Below are 22273 nucleotides of genomic sequence, written 5' to 3' on the forward strand. Positions count from 1 at the left end.
TATGAGACTAATTTCTTTTTGTAAAATATTACTTTTAAGCGGTTGCTTTACAACTGTTTGTACTTCTATGAATGCACAAGACAAAGTTATGAAAAAACAGGATTCGCCTATTGATATAGATTTGTGGCAAAACGGCTTACCCAATACGAATGGGATGGAAGCCCAGGGATATGATGATAAAAAGAATAATTTCAAACCTAGTATCCGGGTATATTTGCCGAAAGCTTCTCAACAGCCGGCGAGAGCTGTTTTTATATGTCCGGGAGGTGGATATGGGCATTTGGCAATGGCTCACGAGGGGTATGACTGGGCACCGTTTTTCAATGAACAGGGAATAGCTGCTATTGTCTTGAAGTACCGTATGCCTAATGGTAATCGGGAAGTTCCCATGTCGGATGCATACGAAGCTATTCGTTATGCGAAAGAACATGCTTCTGAATGGAATATTAATCCTGATTGCATTGGCATCATGGGATTTTCGGCAGGTGGGCATTTGGCCTCTACAGTGGCTACGCATGCTTCCGAAGAACTTCGTCCTGCTTTTCAGATTCTTTTTTATCCGGTAATTTCGATGGAATCTAAATACGGGCATGGTGGATCGTGCAGACAGTTTCTAGGTGAAAAAGCAACGGAGGAATTGAAAAAGGAATTTAGTAATGAGTATCAGGTGGATTCTCTTACACCAAGAGCGTTTATAGCTTTATCCGATGACGACAGGGGCGTGGTACCTATGAATTCTATTCGTTACTATTCTGCTTTGAAAGAAAAGGAGATACCGGCTGCCATATATATTTATCCCAGTGGTGGACACGGATGGGGAATGAAAGATAGTTTTAAATTCCGCAATGAAATGTTGATGGAGCTGAAAGCTTGGCTAATGACTTTTTAGGGGAGGCTATTAAAGCAGTGCTAATACCTGTTGAGAACTAATTTATTTGATTGTTTCGAGAAATTCTACTTCAATGATTCTTAACTGATTTTTGCTACTGCTCTTTTCCTGTTCCATTTTATTGGCAGCTTTGGCTTCTACTTCAATGATCTGTCCGAAAGCATCCTTGTCACTAGTATTTCCTTTCAGGCGAATGGTTATAGTGTTGGCACGTACCGGCTTTTCTACATTGAGATGAATATACCCCAGACTCTTATCTGTATTTCCGTTCCAAATCAGGATGTTTCCGGCATATACTTCCAATGGATAACTGCGTGAACGCCACCCTTGCAATTTGATACATATATCGTCTATTTCGGCTTCTCTCTCCAGTGTATAAGTAATCCAGGCAGTGCTCAACTTACCGTCATTTTTCCATTCTGTCAGTTCGATATCATCATAGCTCTTTTCAGCATCGCTGTTATTGGAACCGGCTTTTGCTGAAACGATGCGTACACCTTTTTTGCTATCTTGGTAAGAAGGGGTAGAAGGAGTCTCACCCCTGTCCAGTTGTCCTTTTAAAGTCTCCTGCGGGAGATAAGTGCTTAAACCTTCAGTAACTTTTACAGGCACTGTTTCCAATGTGAGTGTGGCGGCAGGTAATCCTTTAGCCTGTGCTGTCAGAGTTACTTTTCCGGCAGTGGTTGTGCTGCGGATCAGTGCACGGTTGATGCCACATTCTACCGGAAGTTTTGTATCAAGGATATGATTGTTTTCACCTTGGGCAATCCCTCCACGCCATTCTGCTTGACCGCTAAGTGTGAATTGAACCGTACGATTATCCAACGGGCAACGTTTTCCGTCTTTATCTACAACTTCCACCTGTATTAAAGCCATGTCTGCACCGTCTGCATGGAATCCTTCGGGATTTTGAATAGCGGTAAGTTTCAGTTTGGCTGGTTCACCGGCTGTATGTATAGCGTAGCGGCTGATTTCTTTTCCTGCTTGATTATAGCTGACTGCTTCCAGTTTACCCGGTTTGAATGTTATGTTGTCAAAAGTAAAGAGGAAATTGTATTGGCGTTTGCCTTTACCCAGAGATTTACCATTCAGGAAAAGTTCCACCTCTTCCCCGGTAGATACCACATGTATGGGTTTTACTGTATTTTCAGGATAATTCCAGTGTCCGATAATGTAGGTCTGGTCTTCTTCCGTATCTACCCATCCGTTCCACATCACCTGATGTGCATAGAAGGCGTCTTTCTCAATACGCATAGCATCTGTCACTCCACTTCTGCGATAGTTTTCCGCTCCCCGGTAATGGGTATTGGTGTCAGAGAAGATAATTTTAGTGCCGCCGGAGCTGACCCTGTTGCCTGTTCCGGGACGCTCACGCCAATAATCATACCAGCGGGCTATCATGGTAATGGCAAATTCATCTTGGTTACGGTTATAATCAGTAGCCGGTTTACCTTTATAAAGCGGACCGTCACCCTCTTTATGGAAAGGATAGCTGTATTCGTCCCAGTATTTTCTTAAACCTTCGTCGCGGCAATACTCGGTAGCCCACATCGGATGATGCTCACTTCGGTTGATATACAGCATTTCGCCGCCGTATTCCGCTTCACGAATATCCAACATTTCACGTGAGCCGATAGCACGTCCGCCAAACGGATCATATTTGTCACGAACAGCTTTCATCTCTATCATGTGTTCACGGCTGATAGCTTTGTTGCCACATTCGTAGAACAAGATACTCGGGTTGTTGCGGTTATAAATGATTGCATCGCGCATCAGTTCCACCCGTTGCTCCCATTGGCGTCCTTCACGGTCTTTTTCTGCATCTCCGGCAGGCATTGCCTGTATCAGACCTACACGGTCGCAAGATTCTACATCTTGTTTCCATGGAGTGACGTGCATCCAACGAACCAGGTTTGCATTTCCTTTTACCATTAGACCATTAGAAAAGTCGCTTAACCAGGCTGGTACGGACAGACCTACTGCAGGCCATTCATTACTGGTACGTTGTGCATATCCCTTCATTTGGATAACACGGTCGTTCAATTCTATTTTTCCTTCAGCAAAGCGTGTTTTACGGAATCCGGTGCGGGTGCTGACTTCATCGAATATCTGATTGCTGTCATCTTTCAAGGCAGTTTTTACCGTATACAGGTAACCATATCCCCAACTCCAGAAATGAAGATTATTGATAATGGCGGATGCCTTTACCGTTTTAGTCTCTCCTGCTTTTAAAGTCACTTTATCACCTTGGAAAGTTTTCAATCGTTTGCCATCGGCATCAAGTACAGTCACTTGATAACTGAACTGGCGGGGAGATTTACTGTCGTTTCTGACTTCTGATTCGGCATGAATGGTTGCTTTATGCCCTTTTATATCGAAATCTTTGGCGTACACATAAACACCTGTTGTTTTCAGGTTACTGTATAAGGGAAGAGTTTGATATACATTATCGGTAACGTACAGAAATACATTTTTGGGGATACCGCCATAGTTAGCATTGAAATTGCGGTCGTTCCACTGAAATTTGGAGTTGGTTCCCTCTTCTCTGTACATCCAGTTGTTATCGGTGCGAACGGCAATTACGTTTTCACCCTCCTTCATATATGGAGTCAGGTCGAATCCCACTGCCATTACGCCATTTTCGTGTCTGCCCAGATTATGACCGTTGAGATAGAAGTCTCCACGTTGACGTACTCCTTCGAACTCGATAAATACTTTCTGGTTACTTTTCAGTTCCGGAATCCGGAAACTTTTGCGATACCACACCACTGTGTCTGTCAATTGTTCGATGGAGAGTTTAAATGCTTCATCTTCATTGAAAGCATGAGGCAAAGTTACTTGCTTCCATTCACTGTCGTCGAATTTAGTGTCTTTGGCTTTAGGAAATTCTCCTATTTGCAGCTTCCATTCACTGTTGAAGTTGTATTTTTTGCGTTCGGCCGCCTGACTGTTGATAATAGACAGTGTGATCAGCAGAAAAACGAAAAGATATAATTGGTGTTTCATGATAATCAATAATATATTTATTCACTCGCAAAATTACTTCTTTTTTGAATGTATGAAATGGAGAAATGTACAAAGATTATATACAATTGTGCACCTTTTGAAATTAATTTAAAAATAATTCTTCTTATGGGCGGGATGCTCTTGACAAAACCTTTTTTATGTTGTATATTTGTGGATGTTAATATCAATGGGTAAAAGGTAGTATTATAAAAAGAATGAAAAAGAAACCGGTACAATATGATGACAATATATTAGGAAATTCTTGCAGTAGTTAAACTGTGAGAGTTTTCGTATAAGCCAAAGGCTGCGAATCTTTATGGGATTTGCAGCCTTTTTTGTTGCAAAAAATCATGGCTGTGTTCTTAGATCCGGAATTTATAGTTTATAATAAACTTGGATAGCGTTTATAATAAACTCCTCAATAATTTATTAAGAACGGTGAAGAGGATTATGAAAGATGAGTCAGTTTTTTTCTTCTTTGGTATAATACGAAATATAACTTGATTGGGGATTTTTTATGAAAAGTAAATGATATAAACATTGTTGTTGGAAAATTATATTCTTTACGTACGATATTACAGTTTCTGTGACTACGAGATAATATTCTGCCGGGGAATTAATCTCCAAACGTCGATATAAGAAAAAAGTCTATTTGTAGCGTGTCTTCTTTTATAAAGAGGATGCGCTTTTTATTTAAGAGACGGAGAAACTGTACTGATTTTAGGTATGTAGAAAAGTGCATCCGGATATGGAATATTGTATACGAATAAGTAGTATTTGAGGCTTTTGCATGGAACTCCATAAGAAAATCAATATCTCCATATCCTTAAGCTTGGGGTGAATGGGCAGATGCGGTACTTTTGCAGAAAAAGGTGCGACAAGAAGTCGTACAAGTAATTGTTCAGCATAATGTCTGAACCTGTTGTTCCGTCAACAGTAGCCTAAAGAGGCGTGCTTTACGAGTAATTGTTTGGTGCGAAGCCCTCTTGACAATATGGTTCTATGCAGAAATATCCAATGTATAGGCTGTTAGGCTGACCGATATGAGTAACGTATGTGAACCGCTGCACCATCGTAACAAAAGAATAGCTTACGGATATTTACAAGCTATAGCCAAAATGGCGGGCAGTCAGGATAGTTCTCTCTTTTTCAGGACTACACGGATGCAGCACTGCCGGTGGATGGGCGGACTTTAAGTCGGTCGTAAGTTACTTGTACGGAACTTGGTAAGCCCGTATCTCTCCTGTCCTTTATCGGGCAGGTAAGCCAATCGCAAGAGAAGCCGAATGATGTGCGGGTAAAGGATTGCGGAGAAAGCGAACGCTTCCGTGTAATGCGGAAGATAGAGGTTTAAACGTCACCTCATGCGAAAGCAGGCAGACTTCCGCAGGGTAATTCTTTGTGAAATGATTGTAGAACTTTAACGAAATGAAGAAACAGCAAAGGAGCAAGGCGAAAGCCGAGTGTGCATCTTCAGCCGAGCGTAACACAACATGGAAAAGCATTGACTTCTCCAAATGTGAACGAAAGGTCAGAAAGCTGCAAGTCCGAATAGCAAAGGCTCATAAAGAAAAGAGGTACAACAAGGTTAAAGCCTTGCAGCACCTGCTTGTCACTTCGTTCGAAGCCAAGGCATTGGCAGTAAGGAAAGTGACCTCCAATAAAGGTAAACGCACGGCAGGGGTTGACCACATAAAGTGGGATACCGATGCCAATAAAATAGAAGCTATACGTTCTTTGACACGGAGAGGATATAAAGCCCTCCCATTGAAAAGAGTTAACATACCTAAGGCAAACGGCAAGACAAGACCGTTGGGAATACCGACCATGAAAGACAGAGCCATGCAGGCACTGTATCTTATGGCATTGGAACCCATAACGGAAAGTGAAGCGGATGCAAACTCTTACGGATTCAGAAAGTTCAGAAGTACGGCAGATGCGATAGATGCGCTTCACAGATGGCTAAGCAGGGATTGCTCTCCCGAATGGATATTGGAGGGAGACATAAAAGGCTGCTTCGACCATATCAGCCATGAATGGCTTCTCGATAACGTACGAATCGACAGGCAGATATTAAGAAAATGGCTGAAAAGTGGAGTTGTATTCAACAGACTGCTTCAACCGACTATTGAAGGGACACCACAGGGCGACATTATTTCACCGACACTTGCAAATGCAACTCTTGACGGCATGGAAAGGATGCTCAAAGAGAAGTACAAGGCAAGTTATGTCAATGGAAAACTTTACTGCCCCAAAGTCAATCTCGTAAGATATGCGGATGACTTCATTGTCACTGCTGACAAAAGGAAAACGTTACTTGAAATAAAGGAAATGTTGACAGTTTTTCTAAAGGAAAGAGGACTTACCCTATCCGATGAGAAGACACTGATAACACATATCAGTGACGGATTTGACTTTTTAGGTTTCAATGTCCGGAAGTACAACGGCACATTGTTAATAAAGCCGTCAAAGAAAAGTCAGAAACGTTTCACTGACAAGCTGCATGAGGTTGTGCTGACCAAAGGTAAGGCATCATCCCAGCAGGAGCTGATAGAGAAACTCAATCCTATAATAAAGGGATGGGGTAACTACTACAGCCATGTGGTATCAAAGGAGGTGTTCTGCCGATGTGACCATATCTTAATAAATCAACTTAAAAGATGGTCATATCGCAGACATACCGACAAGTCAAGGAAATGGATAAGGAAGAAGTATTTTATCCGAAAAGGTGGCAGAAATTGGATTTTCGGTTTTGAATATGTATGTGGAGAAATAAAGGATAAGTTCACATTACAGCAACTGACAGAAATTCCAATCAAGCGACACACAAAGATAAGATGCGAGGCCAATCCGTTCGACCCATCATGGGACGAATACTTCGAAAGGCGGAAACTCAAAAGTGCCCGTCAACGTGCGTGAAGAAAACTTTATCGGAAACAAGTCATCGCAAGATGATTATGAGCCGATTTAATTTTATGAGAATTAAATTTAGAATTATCGGAGCTGTATGCGGTGAAAGTCGCACGTACAGTTCTTAATGGGGAAAGCGGCAGCAATGCCGCCGACCTACATAACTAATAAGCAGTAGAAAATGATAAAGTCAGCAATTTTAATAGTAGCGGCATGTTGTAGCTTACAACTATTTAGTCAGGAGAAATTTCCCGATGGCAAAATGATACCGGATTGGTTTTACCAAAATGAGAAAACTGATATCAGTATAATGGGAAAGAAATTCTTGATTACAGATTATGGAGTAGTGAATGATAGTACACTACTACAAACTGAAAAGATTCAGGCTGTTATAGATTTGGCATCCGACAATGGTGGGGGAGTTGTTGTCATTCCGGAGGGCACTTATCTTAGTGGCGCACTTTTCTTCAAACCGGGAACACATTTACATCTGGAATCAAAGGCTATATTAAAAGGTAGTGATGATATTAGCAACTTTCCTGTAATAGAAACACGGATGGAAGGACAGAATCTGAAATACTTTTCTGCCTTGATTAATGTTGATAAGATTGATGGTTTTACTCTTTCCGGGAAAGGAACGATTGATGGAAACGGTGAGCGATACTGGAAATCATTCTGGTTGCGGCGGCGGGTTATTCCTAAATGTACTAATATGGATGAATTGCGTCCCCGTTTGCTTCATATATCCCATAGTAATAACGTACAGATTTCTGATGTACGGCTGGTGAACTCTCCGTTTTGGACGACTCACATTTATAAGTGTGATAGTGTAAAACTCTTGGATTTACATATCTATTCTCCTTCTTCCCCTGTAAAAGCTCCCAGTACAGATGCTATTGATATCGATGCATGTAAAAATGTACTAGTTAAGGGATGTTATATGTCTGTCAACGATGATGCAATTGCTTTAAAAGGCGGGAAAGGACCCTGGGCGGATCAAGATCCCGATAATGGTGGCAATTGTGATATTATTATTGAAGACTGTACTTTCGGATTTTGTCACGGAGTGCTGACTTGTGGAAGTGAGTCAATCTATAATCATAATATAATTCTCCGGCGTTGTGATTTGGATCAGGCTAAACGCCTTTTATGGCTGAAAATGCGTCCGGATACTCCTCAACAATATAAGTACATCTTGGTTGAAGACGTAAAAGGGAATGTTCGCAATTGCATTTTTATTGCTCCATGGACACAGTTTTATGATCTGAAAGATCGCAAAGATATGCCGGTCTCATATTCCAGCTATATAACGATGCGTAATATTCACCTGGATTGCGATTCCTTTTTTGCTGTAGAGAAATCAAATCAGTACAAATTATCCAATTTCTGTTTCGACAATCTGGCTATCAAGGCGAAAAAGGATGTGAAGATAGATGAAAACATAATTGATTCACTCATCATAAGAAAGGTTGAAATAACTAAGGTGAATTAAAAAAGAATGGCAGAAAGACTGGAAAATTGTACATAGACTGTAAAATCGTACAAAAACGACGTCTGATAGGCTGTACGCATATGAATTTACATAAGAAAGTCGAATTCTCCATATTCCTTTCCTTTCATTCTGCCATGTAATACGGTATCTTTGACATGTGCTTATTTAGTAAAACATTGAATCTAAAACTATAAAATACAATGAAATTCTGTAGAATTATTTTTTGTCTGTGGCTATTGATCTGTTTTTTCCCTTTGGGAATTTATGCAGATATACAACTTCCCTCTATATTATCAGATAATATGGTACTTCAGCAAAATGCGAAGGTACGTTTCTGGGGAAAAGCACGTCCCGGAGAGAAGATTCAGGTAAAAACTTCGTGGGATCATAAGAAATATAAGGTGGTTGCTTCAGAAAGCGGTCATTGGGAATTGATGATACAAACACCGGCTGCTACTTCCGGACAGTCTGTGATATTGAAAGGCGATAATAAGATTCATATCAATAATGTATTAATAGGTGAAGTTTGGCTTTGTACCGGACAGTCAAATATGGAATTTCCAGTAGCTCGTAATCCGCAAGTGAAATGGAAAACAGGAATGCTGAATGAAGCGGAGGAAATGAAAGATGCTGATTTTCCGGAAATCCGTCTGTTTCATGTAGAGCATCAGATGGCGCCTGATGGTGAAAAAGAGGATTGTACAGGGAAGTGGGTGGTTTGTAGTCCGGAGAATCTGAAAGACTTTTCTGCTATAGGATTTGTCTTTGGGCGTAAATTGCATAAGGAATTGAGTACACCGGTTGGTTTAATTCAGTCTACTTGGGGAGGAACACATGCCGAATCCTGGACAAGCATGAAAGTGATGGAAAACAATCCGCTGTATGCCGATGTCTTAAAACAATATTCAAAGGAAAAGGTGAGTAGGGAAAAAGATAAGTGCAAGGTTCCGGCTACATTGTGGAATGGTATGATTGCTCCTATAGTAGGGTATACTGTAAAAGGGAATATCTGGTATCAGGGAGAGTCCAACTCTGTTCGTTATGAGAAATATCAGGAGGTATTTACTAACTTGATAAATAGTTGGCGGAAAGAGTGGAATCAGCCGGATATGCCATTCTATTTTGTACAGATTGCACCACATTACAAACAATCGGCAGGTATTCGTGAAGCACAATTGAAAACATGGTTAGGTGGACTTGAGAACATTGGAATGGCAGTAGTGACGGATGCAGCCGATTCTACAGACATACATCCACGAAATAAAGTTGCACCGGGCGAACGGCTGGCAGCTTGGGCATTAGCAAAGCAATATGGTAAAAAGATTGTTTATTCAGGACCTCTCTACAAATCAATGAAAGTGAATGGGAGAGAAATTACATTAGATTTTGAATTTGCGGAAGGTGGCCTGCAGACACCCGGCAATGAACCGGTAAAAGGATTTTTTATTGCTGGCAATGATGCGCGGTTTTATCCGGCTGAAGCCGTAATTGATGGAAGTTCGATAACGCTTTCTTCAACTTATGTCTCTGTACCTGTAGCTGTACGCTACGGTTATGGGACTTTCTTTAGAGTGAATCTGTTTAATAAAGCCGGATTTCCAGCAGTTCCTTTCCGTACGGATTCTTTTGCTTCCGACACTTATTATCGTCTGTTTGCCGATTCGGAAATTCGCCGTTTCCCGAAAGCGTGGCAACTGGATCATGGAAAACGCCTGTATTTTGGTTATGCGCAAGGAGTAGGTTGTTGTGCGATGTTACAAGTTTGGAAGAAAACAGGAGACCGTAGGTACTTTGATTATGTAGAGGCATGGGCTGATTCTTTGGTAGATAATAAAGGGGATATTTATTTGTATAAGAAAGAAACCTATAATTTGGATTATATCAACTCCGGGAAAGTTCTTTTTGATTTATACGATGAAACCCAAAAGGAGAAATATAAATTGGCTATCGAGAATCTGATAGACCAGTTGAAAAAGCAGCCTCGTACAACAGATGGAGGTTTTTGGCATAAGAAAATATACCCTAATCAGATGTGGTTGGATGGATTGTATATGGCTTCTCCTTTTATGGCTAGATATGGAGCTGAATTTAATCGTCCGGAATGGATTGATGAGGCTGTTAAACAGTTCACTCTCTGCCATCAGCATACATACGATACCAAGACCGGACTTTATTATCATGCATGGAATGAGGACCGTAGCCAGCGCTGGGCTGATCCGGAAACTGGCCATTCTCCTAATTTCTGGGGACGTAGTATCGGTTGGTGGTTTATGGCTTTAGTAGATGCTTTGGAATATATTCCCCAAGATCATTCAGGCTATGCTGATATGATTAAATGGACGAAGGAATTAGCAGAAACTCTTTCAAAATACCAAGATAAAAATGGCTTGTGGTATCAAGTAATTGACCAACCTTCACGTACCGGTAATTTTCCGGAAGCTTCTGTTACGACACAATGTATGTATGCTTATATGAAAGCTGTGAATAAAGGATATATTGATAGTCAGTATCGTGCTATTGCAGAAAAAGCCTTTAAAGGTCTGTGTGATAAACTACTAATCTCAAATTCGGACGGAACATTGACATTGACAAAATGTTGCCAAGTGGGTGGATTAGGTGGTAAGCCTTACCGTGACGGCAGTTTCGAGTATTATATAGGAGAGAAAATGAGAGATAATGATGCTAAAGCAACAGGACCTTTCATTATGGGATGTATTGAGTTGAATTATTGAGTGTATTCCATAATAGATGTACACTTTTTAAGTTTGATTTTATTTATTAATCAAATTAACAATTTAAATTATAATTTATGTTGATGAAAAACACAGTATTTTTTCAAAAAAAGGCATGTTCAATTGCCGTGAGATGCTTAACAAGCATTTTATATTTCTTTTTGTTTTCACTCTCGTCGTTAGCGGCTTGCGTAGATAAAGAACCTGTAGATGAGGAGGATGCAGATCCTGCCATCAATCCTCACAGTTCATATCTGGAGGAGGAAGAAAGTGGTGGTAATACAAGTTCTGGTCCGGCATTTCCTGTCTTAGCCAATTATGCACCGGCATTTCCGGGTGCAGTAGGATATGGCAGAAACGCTGATGGTGCACGTGGTAGTAACAACCGAGAAATTTATGTAGTAACTAATTTGAATAATAGTGGTGCTGGATCGTTAAGAGATGCTGTTAGTCAAGCAAACAGAATTGTAGTGTTTAACGTGTCAGGTGTGATTGATTTGAATAAAGAAGTACTTGTGTTTAAAGACAATCAAACAGTCTTGTTTCAGACGGCTCCCGGCGATGGCATCGAACTTTATAATGGTAGGACTTCTTCCACCAATGCGAATAACCTGATTGTACGTTATATGCGTATGCGTACTGGTCGCCAGGTTAGTGGCAGTGACAACATAGACGCAGGAGGAGCTGCCTATGGGCATGATCAAATTTATGATCATTGTTCTTTCACATGGGGAACAGATGAATGTTTTTCACTCAATAATGACAAGCAACCGAAAGGTCTCTATAACATAACATTGCAGAATTCAATTTTAGGACAAGGATGCCAGAATCATTCTTGCGGAGGTTTAGTTCAAACTAGTGATAAAGAAGGAGTTACTGTCTTTCGAAATCTATTTATTGACAATAAAACTCGTAATTTTAAAGTGAAAGGATTGAATCAATTTGTTAACAATGTTATTTATAATTGGGGAAATGGAGCGGCTTATAATATGGGGGGGGAATCTTCAGGGCACTCTAACACAGTTATTGAAAATAATTATTTTATCAAAGGACCAGCTTATACATGGGTGAATACGTCATATCCTATAGCAACTACAGATAAGAGTATGTTCGATGATGAAACGAAATATCATTATAATGGAATAAGTAGTGACAATAATAATTACTTGGCAGATACTTATCAACAAGTAAATCCAACTAAACCTTTCATAGGTGGTAATGGTGATGGTGATTTTGATACTTATTGTGTAGGTAATTATTATGATAACGATAAAGACGGCACATTAAATGGATTCGAAATCACTCAGGGTAATTGGCAGACTTATTGCAGTGCCACTCCTGTCTTTTTGAGTAAACCAGATAGCCAACACTCGGAAATCAGCATAAAAACTAGTGCTACAGAAGCTTATCATTGGATTGTTGAAAATGTTGGGCCGGTTTTACCCAATCGTGATTTGGTAGATAAATTCATGATTGATGAACTGACTTCATTAGGTACTAAAGGAACAATTTTTAGAAATCAAAACATAGAGACACAATACCCTCTTGCCAAGACTTGGCAAAATATTAATGTTGGCACTGCTAGAAAAGATACGGATGGCGACGGCATACCCGATGATTTTGAGGACAAATGGGGGCTAAATAAAAATAATGCGGGAGATGCCGTTCGTATTGCAGAGAACGGATATACGATGATTGAAAACTATGCTTTTTCACTCGAATTTCTAGATGAGTATGAAAAGGCTTGGAAAGAAGCGTACGGTGAATAAATAGTGAAATACAATAAATAATAAGTTATATGAAACAGCGATATTTTTTACAATTCATCTTAGGAATTTTATTTTCTTCTTTTTTCATTGTTGCTTGCGATAGTACGGATTTATTCGACACATCTACTTGTATACAAAAAATAGAAAAGAGTACAAAAAGTATATCAGAACAAGATTCTACTTTTGAGAATCTAATATCTGTTATTGCAATGGCTCATAATGGCTATATTTATAATACGCAAGATAGACAGGATTATTGTCATGTATATTTAGATGGGGCAGAGTATCCTGCTTATCCCAATATTACTGTACCCTTAGAAAACGAAAAATATGTTGATATATGGCATAAAATGTCTTATGGAAAACATCATGTAAAGCTAGTTATTATGATAGACGAAGGAGTCCGTTACTCATATCAAAAATGTACAATATTAGTAACATCTGAAATTACTGCTTTAGGGGAAGAATTTTATTACAATACGGTAGATTTGGATGAAGACCATACATCTACCACAACTGCCGGATTTGTAGCAGAATTTGATGTAGATTATCCATATTTGGAAGAGAATAATTATGCGTTATCAATCAATCTGGATTTCAAATAATAAAACTCATAATTTTAAACTAATGAAAACAATGAAAAACAAAGTATCTTTACGGAGAATGCTTTGGCTGTTATGCCTCTCATTACTCTTTACAGCCTGTAAAGACAACATGGACGAGCATTACGAAGTGCCTGATTGGGTAGCAGACAACGCATGGGAAGTATTAAGTTCTAGTGAACACGGAAACTATTCCATCTTCCTACAAGGAGTGGAGATTGCCGGTTTCAAGCAAATGCTTGAAGGTAAAGCAATCCTGACTATTATGGCACCAGACGATAGTGCTTTCCAATCCTATCTAAACGAAAAAGGTTATGCCACTATTTACGACATGCCTGTCGATGAGGTAAAAAAAGTAATAGGTTACCACGTTCTTTATTATTCTTATAATAAGGAGAAGTTGGTAAACTTCCGCCCAACGGGAAATACGGAAACGGAAGAAGAGCAGAGTGTAGCAGCAGGTCTGTATTACAAACACCGAACAAGAAGCAGTGATGCGCCAACAATTGAGACAACTGCTACAGGTTCTTCTGTTATGGTGTACCACTTGGAACGCTATTTGCCGGTATTCTCTTATCGTTATTTCCAGACGAAAGGTATTGATGCGAAGAGTAACTACGAAGCTTTTTATCCCAACTCTACTTGGACAGGAGACAATGGCTTCAATGTATCTAATGCATCAGTAAAAGAATACGGAATAATTGCTAATAATGGCTATATTCATACGGTTGACCGGGTGATTGAACCATTGGAAACAATTTATACCGAATTGAAGAAACAAGATGAATATTCTATCTTTTTCAATTTATATGATTCTTTCGGTGAATATATTGCCGATAATACATTAAGTAACTCTTATGCTGCGGCATACGGAGTAGATACACTTTATCAATATCAGCACAACAGTCTGCCGAATATTGCTTGCGAATGGCCTACAAGCAGCTATCTAAATTTCACGTTATTGACTGCTACCGCTTACAGCATCTTTGCACCGTCAAACACTGCCATTAATCATTTCTTCGACAATTTTTGGAAAGTCGGAGGTTATTCTTCATTGGGAGAGGTTGATCCATTGGCTCTTAACTATTTTCTATACCAGTTTATCTATGGTGGCTCATTGGTATTTCCCGAAGAAATAGGAACAGGAAAACTGGAATCCTTGCTCGGTTCGCCAATCAATATTAATCCGGCAATGTTGAACGAAAAAATCATGTGTGTGAACGGTGCACTTTATGGAATGAACGAGATTCAGGAACCGAGTGCATTCGCGTCTGTAGTAGGACCTTTGTTCCAATATCGGGATGCACGTTCTTTCCTTTATGCATTGGGAGGGTCTTCCCTGATATCCTCTTACACATCTAATTTAGTGAAATATATTATGCTTGTTCCCACTGCGGACCAATTCGATGCTTCAGGTATCAGAACCGTTTATAGTACTCAAGGATTGGAAGAAATGGGGGATGATGGTTGGTCAGAAATCAGCAGTTCTGCCAAACAGAATATTATGTATTTACACTCTGCCAGCATTCCTAGTGGCCAGGATAGTAAATTACCGGAGGATGGAATGAAAGTAATCCCTACACAGTCCAGTTGGAACTTCTGGTTTGTTAAGGACGGAGAAATTACTTGTAATGCTATTTTCAATCAGCAATTGAATCCTCAATTCAATGGAGAGGTCTTCTTCCCATTTACGAAACTGAAAGACGGCTCTAACGGCAGTGCCTACAGCTTTGATTGTAATCAGCTATTTATGGCAGAAAGTGGTGACTTGAATTACAATCTTGCTATTTGTGCGGACAGGAATTATCCGTATTACTGCTTTACCCAATTACTGCGTCAAACAGATATTATATCTAATCAAGTACTGATGAATATTTTCTTAAAAGGACGGTTTGTCGCATTTATTCCTACCAATGAAGCTATCAAACAAGCCTTATTGGATAATAGGATTCCGGGAGCAACCAATGCCTCATTTGATGCCAATGGTGAGTTGACTGGTGACTTTGATAAAGCAAAATTGGCAAACTATCTGAACTCATACTTTATGACTGCCAAACAAAATGTGATAGCTTCTTATCCTTATATTGGATCTGATTTCAAGAGTGGACGTTATTGGAGTGAACGTACAGCAGAAACTGAAGGAGCGACTGTGCCACAACTGATTTATACAGATAACGGGACTTCACTGAGTATCCAGTTGGAAGGATACAAAAAATGTCATGTGATTCCAGACTATTACTACTTTCCGTTCGCATACGAAGAGGGTTGTTTCCACCTGATTGATGACGTCTTTTGATTAACAGAAAAATAGAGATTATGAAATTATTAAAATACATACTGATTGCTATCGTATTCGCGACAACTGCCGGCGAAGCTTTTGGACAAGCTAAAGTCCTGTCCGGTAAAGTGACCGAGATGTTTGGCGCGACAGCAGAGCCTATGGTGGGAGTAAACGTTAACATCCTTAATTCCCAAAACCGTTCATTAGGCGGTACTATCACAAATATGGACGGTATCTACAACTTGAAAGTACCAAATGAAAATAATCTGACCATTGTGTTTTCTTATATTGGAATGAAAACCCAACGAATCAAGTATAATGGTCAGACCAGGCTGAATGTTACCATGAAAGACGATACACAGTCAATCAATGAGGTGGTAATCTCGGGAAAACGAATTGAACGCAACGATATGGGTATCAGTTCCAGAGAGCAATCTTCTGCCACACAGAAAGTCAATATGGAAGATTTGGTAGCTATTGCTCCGGTTACTTCTATTGAAGATGCCCTGCAGGGGCAGTTGGGTGGTGTCGACATTGTATTAGGCGGTGGTGACCCCGGTGCACGTGCCTCTATCCAGATTCGTGGTGGAAGTACGCTGAACGCCAATTCCGAGCCGTTGATCGTAGTCGACGGTGTACCTTATCCGGCTGAGATTGATGATAATACGGATTTTTCGACCATCAACAATGATGACTTGGGTGCCTTGCTAAATATTTCACCGCAAGATATTGAATCCATTGAGGTTTTGAAAGATGCGGCGGCTACTGCTGTTTGGGGTACCAAAGGTGCTAATGGTGTGTTGGTCATCAAAACAAAACAAGGAGTGCAGGGAAAAACGCGTTTCAGTTTTTCTTCCAAGTTCTCCGCCAAGTTTGAACCGGAAAGTATTCCGATGCTGGATGGTAATCAATATTCGGCCTTAATTTCCGATGCTCTGTGGAATAGTGCCAATTACATTGGTCTTGCTAACTCTGCCAGCTATTTGCAGATGCTTTACAATTCACCGGAGATCGGTTATCAGCCGGACTGGACTTATTTTGACGAATATAACCAGAATACAGATTGGCTGTCTGAAGTACGTAGAAATACGCAATCATGGGAAAATACTTTTTCTATGAGTGGTGGAGGAGAAAGAGCAACTTATCGTTTCTCTTTAGGTTATCTGGATGAAGGCGGTACGACTGTCGGAACCGATTTCAGTCGTTTGAACTCCTCGTTAAACGTACGTTACAAGTTTTCTGACAAGTTAATTTTTACAACGCAATTCTCTTTTGTTCAGTCTACGAGAAATAATAATTATTACAATGTACGTACAGAGGCTTTCCGCAAAGCACCAAACAAATCTCCTTACTATATCGACGATGCGACTGGAAATTATACTTCACAGTATTTCAATCACAATGAAAATTCCACATTAGATCCGGCCTTTGACAGCAAAAAAAGTCGATATTACAATCCTATTGCTATGGCGAATGAGAGTGTCAACAAAACTATCCAGCGGGAAAGTAAGATGAATTTCAACATTGAATACAACATATTGAATGGGCTAACTTATTGGGGTAATGTCAACATGAATATCCGTAATACGAAAGGACGCATGTTTTTGCCGCAAGTAGCTACCGGACTTGCCTGGACTGACAGTAATGCAAACCGCAGTACAGATACTTCTTCTGACCAATTGACCATCAATACCGAGAACAAGTTGATCTATCGTAAAAATTGGAATGATAAGCATAGCATTATTGCGACCGGTGTCTTCCGTACTGTGGAAACGACTAAATCCAGTTATGGAAGTGAAACTTCCGGTAACGCTTCTTCCGGTCTTGCCGATCCTACTATCGGAAGTGCCGTACGTAAAATTAGTTCTGGAGATTCTAAGACGCGTAGCATCAACGGTGTGGCTTTAATGAACTATACTCTGTTGAACCGCTATATCGTCAATGCTTCTTTGGGATTAGAGAGCAACTCAACTATGGGTAAATCGGAACGTTTAGGAATGTTCCCTACTGTCGGTGTCGCTTGGCATTTGGCAGATGAGAAATTCATGGACTTTTCGAACGATTGGATGGATGAGTTTAAACTTCGTTTTAGTTTAGGACAGACGGGGAATGCTGCCTCTGGCGCTTCGCTCTATCTGGGTTCGTACGCCTCCGGAGACAATTACATGGATATGAGCGCCATTACCCCGAGCAGCATGCAGCTCAATCGCCTGAAATGGGAAACAACCACTGAATATAATACAGGGCTGGACGCTTCTTTCTTAAAAGGGAAACTTCGCTTCACGGTCGATGTCTATCAGAAATATATCAAAGATCTGTTGCAAAAGAAAGTTAAAATGCCAACTAGTATTGGTTATGGAAATGGCTATGAAGTCAGCTACATGAATTCCGGAAAGATGACGAATAAAGGTTGGGAATTCCGTGTTGATGCCGTCCCGTTTGAAAATAAAGACTGGCGTGTAGGGTTCTACTTTAACATCGCTCACAACGAGAACAAGATTACGGAAATGCCGGATAACTATACCGAAGAAAACTATACCTTCGGTAATGGCATCTATGCATACCGTAGAGAAGAAGGACGTCCGATGGGTTCTTTCTACGGCTATCGCTACAAAGGTGTTTGCCAGAATAAAGATGCTACGTATGCACGTGATGCAGATGGCAACGTGATGAAAGATATTTCCGGTAACGCGATTGTTATGCGGAATGGAACAGCTACCATAGCTCCCGGAGATGCTCTCTACGAGGATATAAACCATGATGGTGTCATCAATCAATATGATATTGTCTATTTAGGTAACTCTAATCCGAGATTCACCGGAGGTGCTGGTGTCAACGTCAGCTATAAGCAATTTAAGCTGTCGGCTATTTTTTACGGACGTTATGGACAGGACGTAGTCAACTCTACCCGTCTGAATAATGAATCCATGCGTGGAATTGACAATCAAAGTACGGCTGTCCTTAGACGTTGGCGTAATGAAGGCGATCAGACAGATATTCCGCGTGCACTTTATGGAGAAGGATACAACACACTGGGTTCCGACCGCTTTGTGGAAGATGCTTCTTACCTGCGTTTGAAATCGTTGTCGTTCAACTATCGCTTGCCGAAAAAAATAATTCAGCGTTGGGGATTTAGCAATATTGATGTATATGTCACTGGATACAACCTCTTTACTTGGACTAAATACACCGGTCAGGATCCGGAAGTGAAGACCGAAAATACATATGCCACAGATAGTGCTACTACACCGGCTTCTATTCAACTTGTTGCCGGCTTTAATTTAAGTTTTTAAAAGATCTACGAACATGAAAAAGATATTTACTATATTGTTACTGTCCGGAAGTTTGTTGGTGAGTGGATGCAGCGATTGGCTCGATGTTCTGCCCAAAGATAAGCAATCCACCGATATGTACTGGGAGTCTTCCGAAGATGTGGAAGCCATTCTCGCTCAGGGATACAGTCGTTTACGTACTTGTGTTCCCTATATCATCAATTGGGGAGAGTTGAGAGGAAGTTCTGTCATCGTCCCTGGCAGAGGAACAAAAACCGGTCTAATTCAGAACTTTCAGGTGTTGCCCAGTACATCAACAGTTCAATGGGGTACCTTCTACCAAGTGATCGGTATGGCGAATGCTGTGTTGAAATATGCACCAACCGTGATGGACAAAGATGCGAGTTATTATGAATCGAGAATGAACTCACATCTGACAGAAGCCTATTTTCTACGCGGACTGTCATACCTGTATCTGGTACGTAACTTTCGAGAGGTTCCCTTGATTACCGAACCCTATGTAGACGATGCCATGCCTAATGATGTAGCCAAGTCATCCGAAACGGAAATTCTGGAGCTGATAAGAAGTGATGTACATGCAGCGTTGGCAACTAATGCTGCCAAAGAAACATTTGACGGAACATGGGCTACCAAAGGACGTGCTACCAAATGGGCATTGTACGCACTGATGGCGGAAACTTGCCTTTGGGCAGAAGATTACGAAGAGTGTGTCACCTATGCTGATTACCTGATCAACGCTACAGCCGCTATGCGACCAGTATTTATGTCGACACCCGGACAATGGTTCAATATGTTCTATCCCGGTAACAGTAACGAATCTATCTTTGAAATACAATATGATGAAACCAATTATGCGCAGGGAAGTGGAAGCCCGTCCAAGGTTTTCCCTTATGGCACTGATGTTACAATAGACTCTTATATGTATTCTGAGCCGATGACTCTTCGCTTAATAGATGAATACACACAACATAGAGGAGATGAAATAAGTCGCACCTATTATGGCTCGTTCGCCGGTACTGTTTATGCTAACTATCCGGACAACGGCATTATCTGGAAATATTCAGGAATGGGAGTCGCCGACCGGGAAGCTGTACGCACCATTCTGGATGCCAATTATATCATCTATCGTATGGCAGACGTAATGTTGATGAAAGCGGAAGCACTGATTCGTATCGGCGGTTCTGCCAACTGGACAGAAGCATTGGCTATAATTAATCAGATACGCGAACGTTCAGAGCTAAACCCACGAAGTGAAGTCAGTGCGGACAATATTAACGAAGCTACTGAAGAAATGTTATTGGAAATGCTATTGGACGAACGCGACATGGAGTTTGCAGCAGAAGGCAAGCGTTGGTATGACCTATTGCGCTACGGTAAGCAGCAAAACTTCAAGTATAAAGCCCGCTTTAAAGCAATCATTATGGAGAATAACCTTACTGCGGAAAATAAATGGCTGAGTTCTGTTTTGGATAACGATAATGCTTGGTATCTGCCAATTCCTGCTGAAGATATATTCAACAACTCGTTATTGACACAAAATCCTTATTACGAATAATTAAATAACGATATATGATGAAAAAACTAAAAAAATATTACTGGATGCTGCTCATCGTTTTATGTGCAGCTTGTAATGATCCGTATGATGGAGACACTTTTGTGGTCTTTGATACACAGCCTGCTGCAACTTATTTATCCAGCAGGTCGGAAGACTTTTCCGAATGGATTCACATCATGAAATATGCGGACTTATACAATGCGGTGAATCAGGCTACCCAGCGCTTCACTCTTTTCGTTCCCAACAATACAGCTGTACAGGAGTTTTACACTCGGAGAGGGGTTTCTTCCATCGAAGAATTGGGAACGGAATATGCACGTAATTTGGTGTCTTATCATATTATACAAGACACCATTAATCAAGCAACTTTTATTGAGAAGGAAGGTGCATTGGCTAAGAAAACTGTTTCTGACGATATTTTGATGGTATCATTCGGAAGTGCGGAAAATGGCGGTGGTGGTATGCGGTCCGTTTATCTGAACAGTGAAGCCCATGTGCTTGAATTTGCAAATCCGGTATCCAACGGTTATGTATATGTGTTAGGAAATACGTTAACTCCGCTTACTGAAAGCGTATATGCCCGGATATCCGAAAGCGGACGTCCTTACGCCCTCTTGAAGTCCGCTTTAGATGCGACGGGATGGGGAGCTGAGTTGGACATTATCTATGATGAACTGAAAAATGATCAGGGACAAACTATCAAGCAGAAACGCAATTACACACTGTTAGCTGTAACGGATGATGTTTTTCATGATGCAGGTATCAATAGTCTGGCTGATTTAGCACAACTGTTGGGAGCAAGCAGTGACTATAGTAATCCGGAGAATGCATTGTATAAATATGTAGCCTATCACATCCTGACCGGAAGTTATGATTTGAACGACTTGCAGAGTTTTGACAGTGAAAATGCGACTTCTAAGATATGGAACACATCGTGCAAAGGAAATGTGGTAAGAATAAGCCAAGAGGAAGATAGAAAATTTTACTTGAACTATCAGGACGAAGCAAACAAAGCTGTCTTTGTGGAAGACGCTTGTAATTTGCAAGCTAAGAATGGCTATATTCATCAAGTTTCCACTTACCTGCCGATTGCGGATGTAAAACCGGAAACTGTATTGTTTGATGTATGTAATTTCTCTGTTATCAAAGACTGGATTGCAGACGGTCATGGAGAGGAGGGCATTAAATTTCAGGAATCATTTGGAACGGCAGAAAAGAAATGCGACATCTCAGAACTTAATTGTTATGAATATGAACTAAAGAATCCATCAGGAGCTTTTGATAAATATTATAATATTACCTATTTTACTACCCGGACGAATAATGACTGGAAAACTGCCCGTAATTATGACTTTCTAATGTTGAACATTGGTAATACAGGTTGGATCTCAATGGAAACACCGTCTATCATCAAGGGAAAGTACAAAGTAACATTACACTTTGGTTATGCTACATCTATGGATTTTATCAGAACAAAAAGTGGCGGAAGTAACGGAGGACAAATGATTTTCAGCTTTGATGGAGATCATTCTGTCACACGTGCACCGTATACCAGTTCAACCACTACTCTCAAAAGCAACAAGTTGGGATGTTATGAAGATGTGATTTATGATGAGATAGAATTTACAGAAAACTCTACTCACACATTCAGACTGGTATTGACGGACCCTGCTGCTAGTGATAAATCCGATTATCGTATATACTTAGATTATTTAGAATTTGAACCCATATTTGACGAATAAAC

The 22273-nt window shown here is 40.5% G+C and carries 12 protein-coding genes; 11 read left to right on the top strand and 1 reads right to left on the bottom strand.

Annotation, left to right across the window (positions count from 1 at the left end; genetic code table 11):
- The first annotated feature begins 88 nt into the window (after positions 1-88).
- Positions 89-889, top strand: coding sequence for an alpha/beta hydrolase (locus AB3G73_RS22495; protein WP_367745647.1), 801 nt, complete (start codon positions 89-91; stop codon positions 887-889).
- A 42-nt stretch (positions 890-931) separates the two neighbouring features.
- Here AB3G73_RS22495 and AB3G73_RS22500 read toward each other — a convergent pair whose 3' ends face one another.
- Complete coding sequence (locus AB3G73_RS22500) at positions 932-3895, bottom strand: sugar-binding domain-containing protein (RefSeq protein WP_367745648.1); 2964 nt, start codon at positions 3893-3895, stop codon at positions 932-934.
- A 1043-nt stretch (positions 3896-4938) separates the two neighbouring features.
- Between AB3G73_RS22500 and AB3G73_RS22505 the strand changes: the two genes are divergently transcribed.
- From AB3G73_RS22505 to AB3G73_RS22550, 10 genes are all read left to right on the top strand, one after another.
- Complete coding sequence (locus AB3G73_RS22505; protein ID WP_167511788.1) at positions 4939-5091, top strand: hypothetical protein; 153 nt, start codon at positions 4939-4941, stop codon at positions 5089-5091.
- 232 nt (positions 5092-5323) lie between these two features.
- Positions 5324-6814 (top strand): group II intron reverse transcriptase/maturase, encoded by a 1491-nt coding sequence (gene ltrA, locus AB3G73_RS22510; RefSeq protein ID WP_367745096.1) that lies wholly within the window; start codon positions 5324-5326, stop codon positions 6812-6814.
- Between the two features lie 172 nt (positions 6815-6986).
- Entirely contained in the window at positions 6987-8297 is a 1311-nt protein-coding gene (locus tag AB3G73_RS22515) for a glycoside hydrolase family 28 protein (RefSeq protein ID WP_148364279.1), read from the top strand.
- Between the two features lie 200 nt (positions 8298-8497).
- Positions 8498-11029, top strand: coding sequence for a glycoside hydrolase family 88 protein (locus AB3G73_RS22520; protein WP_367745649.1), 2532 nt, complete (start codon positions 8498-8500; stop codon positions 11027-11029).
- Between the two features lie 83 nt (positions 11030-11112).
- Positions 11113-12798, top strand: coding sequence for a pectate lyase (locus AB3G73_RS22525; protein ID WP_320980168.1), 1686 nt, complete (start codon positions 11113-11115; stop codon positions 12796-12798).
- Positions 12799-12827: 29 nt separating this feature from the next.
- A complete protein-coding gene (locus AB3G73_RS22530; RefSeq protein WP_320980167.1) occupies positions 12828-13403 on the top strand; it encodes a hypothetical protein in 576 nt (191 codons plus the stop codon).
- A gap of 31 nt (positions 13404-13434) precedes the next feature.
- On the top strand, positions 13435-15696 hold the full coding sequence (locus AB3G73_RS22535) for a fasciclin domain-containing protein (protein WP_367745650.1): 2262 nt from the start codon (positions 13435-13437) through the stop codon (positions 15694-15696).
- A gap of 20 nt (positions 15697-15716) precedes the next feature.
- Positions 15717-18974, top strand: coding sequence for a TonB-dependent receptor (locus AB3G73_RS22540; RefSeq protein ID WP_122135667.1), 3258 nt, complete (start codon positions 15717-15719; stop codon positions 18972-18974).
- A gap of 13 nt (positions 18975-18987) precedes the next feature.
- Positions 18988-20529 (top strand): RagB/SusD family nutrient uptake outer membrane protein, encoded by a 1542-nt coding sequence (locus AB3G73_RS22545; protein WP_234131864.1) that lies wholly within the window; start codon positions 18988-18990, stop codon positions 20527-20529.
- A gap of 17 nt (positions 20530-20546) precedes the next feature.
- Positions 20547-22271, top strand: coding sequence for a DUF5108 domain-containing protein (locus AB3G73_RS22550; RefSeq protein ID WP_148364568.1), 1725 nt, complete (start codon positions 20547-20549; stop codon positions 22269-22271).
- Positions 22272-22273 lie beyond the last annotated feature (2 nt).

It is taken from the genome of Bacteroides sp. L008 (assembly GCF_040812255.1).
Taxonomy (GTDB): domain Bacteria; phylum Bacteroidota; class Bacteroidia; order Bacteroidales; family Bacteroidaceae; genus Bacteroides; species Bacteroides vicugnae.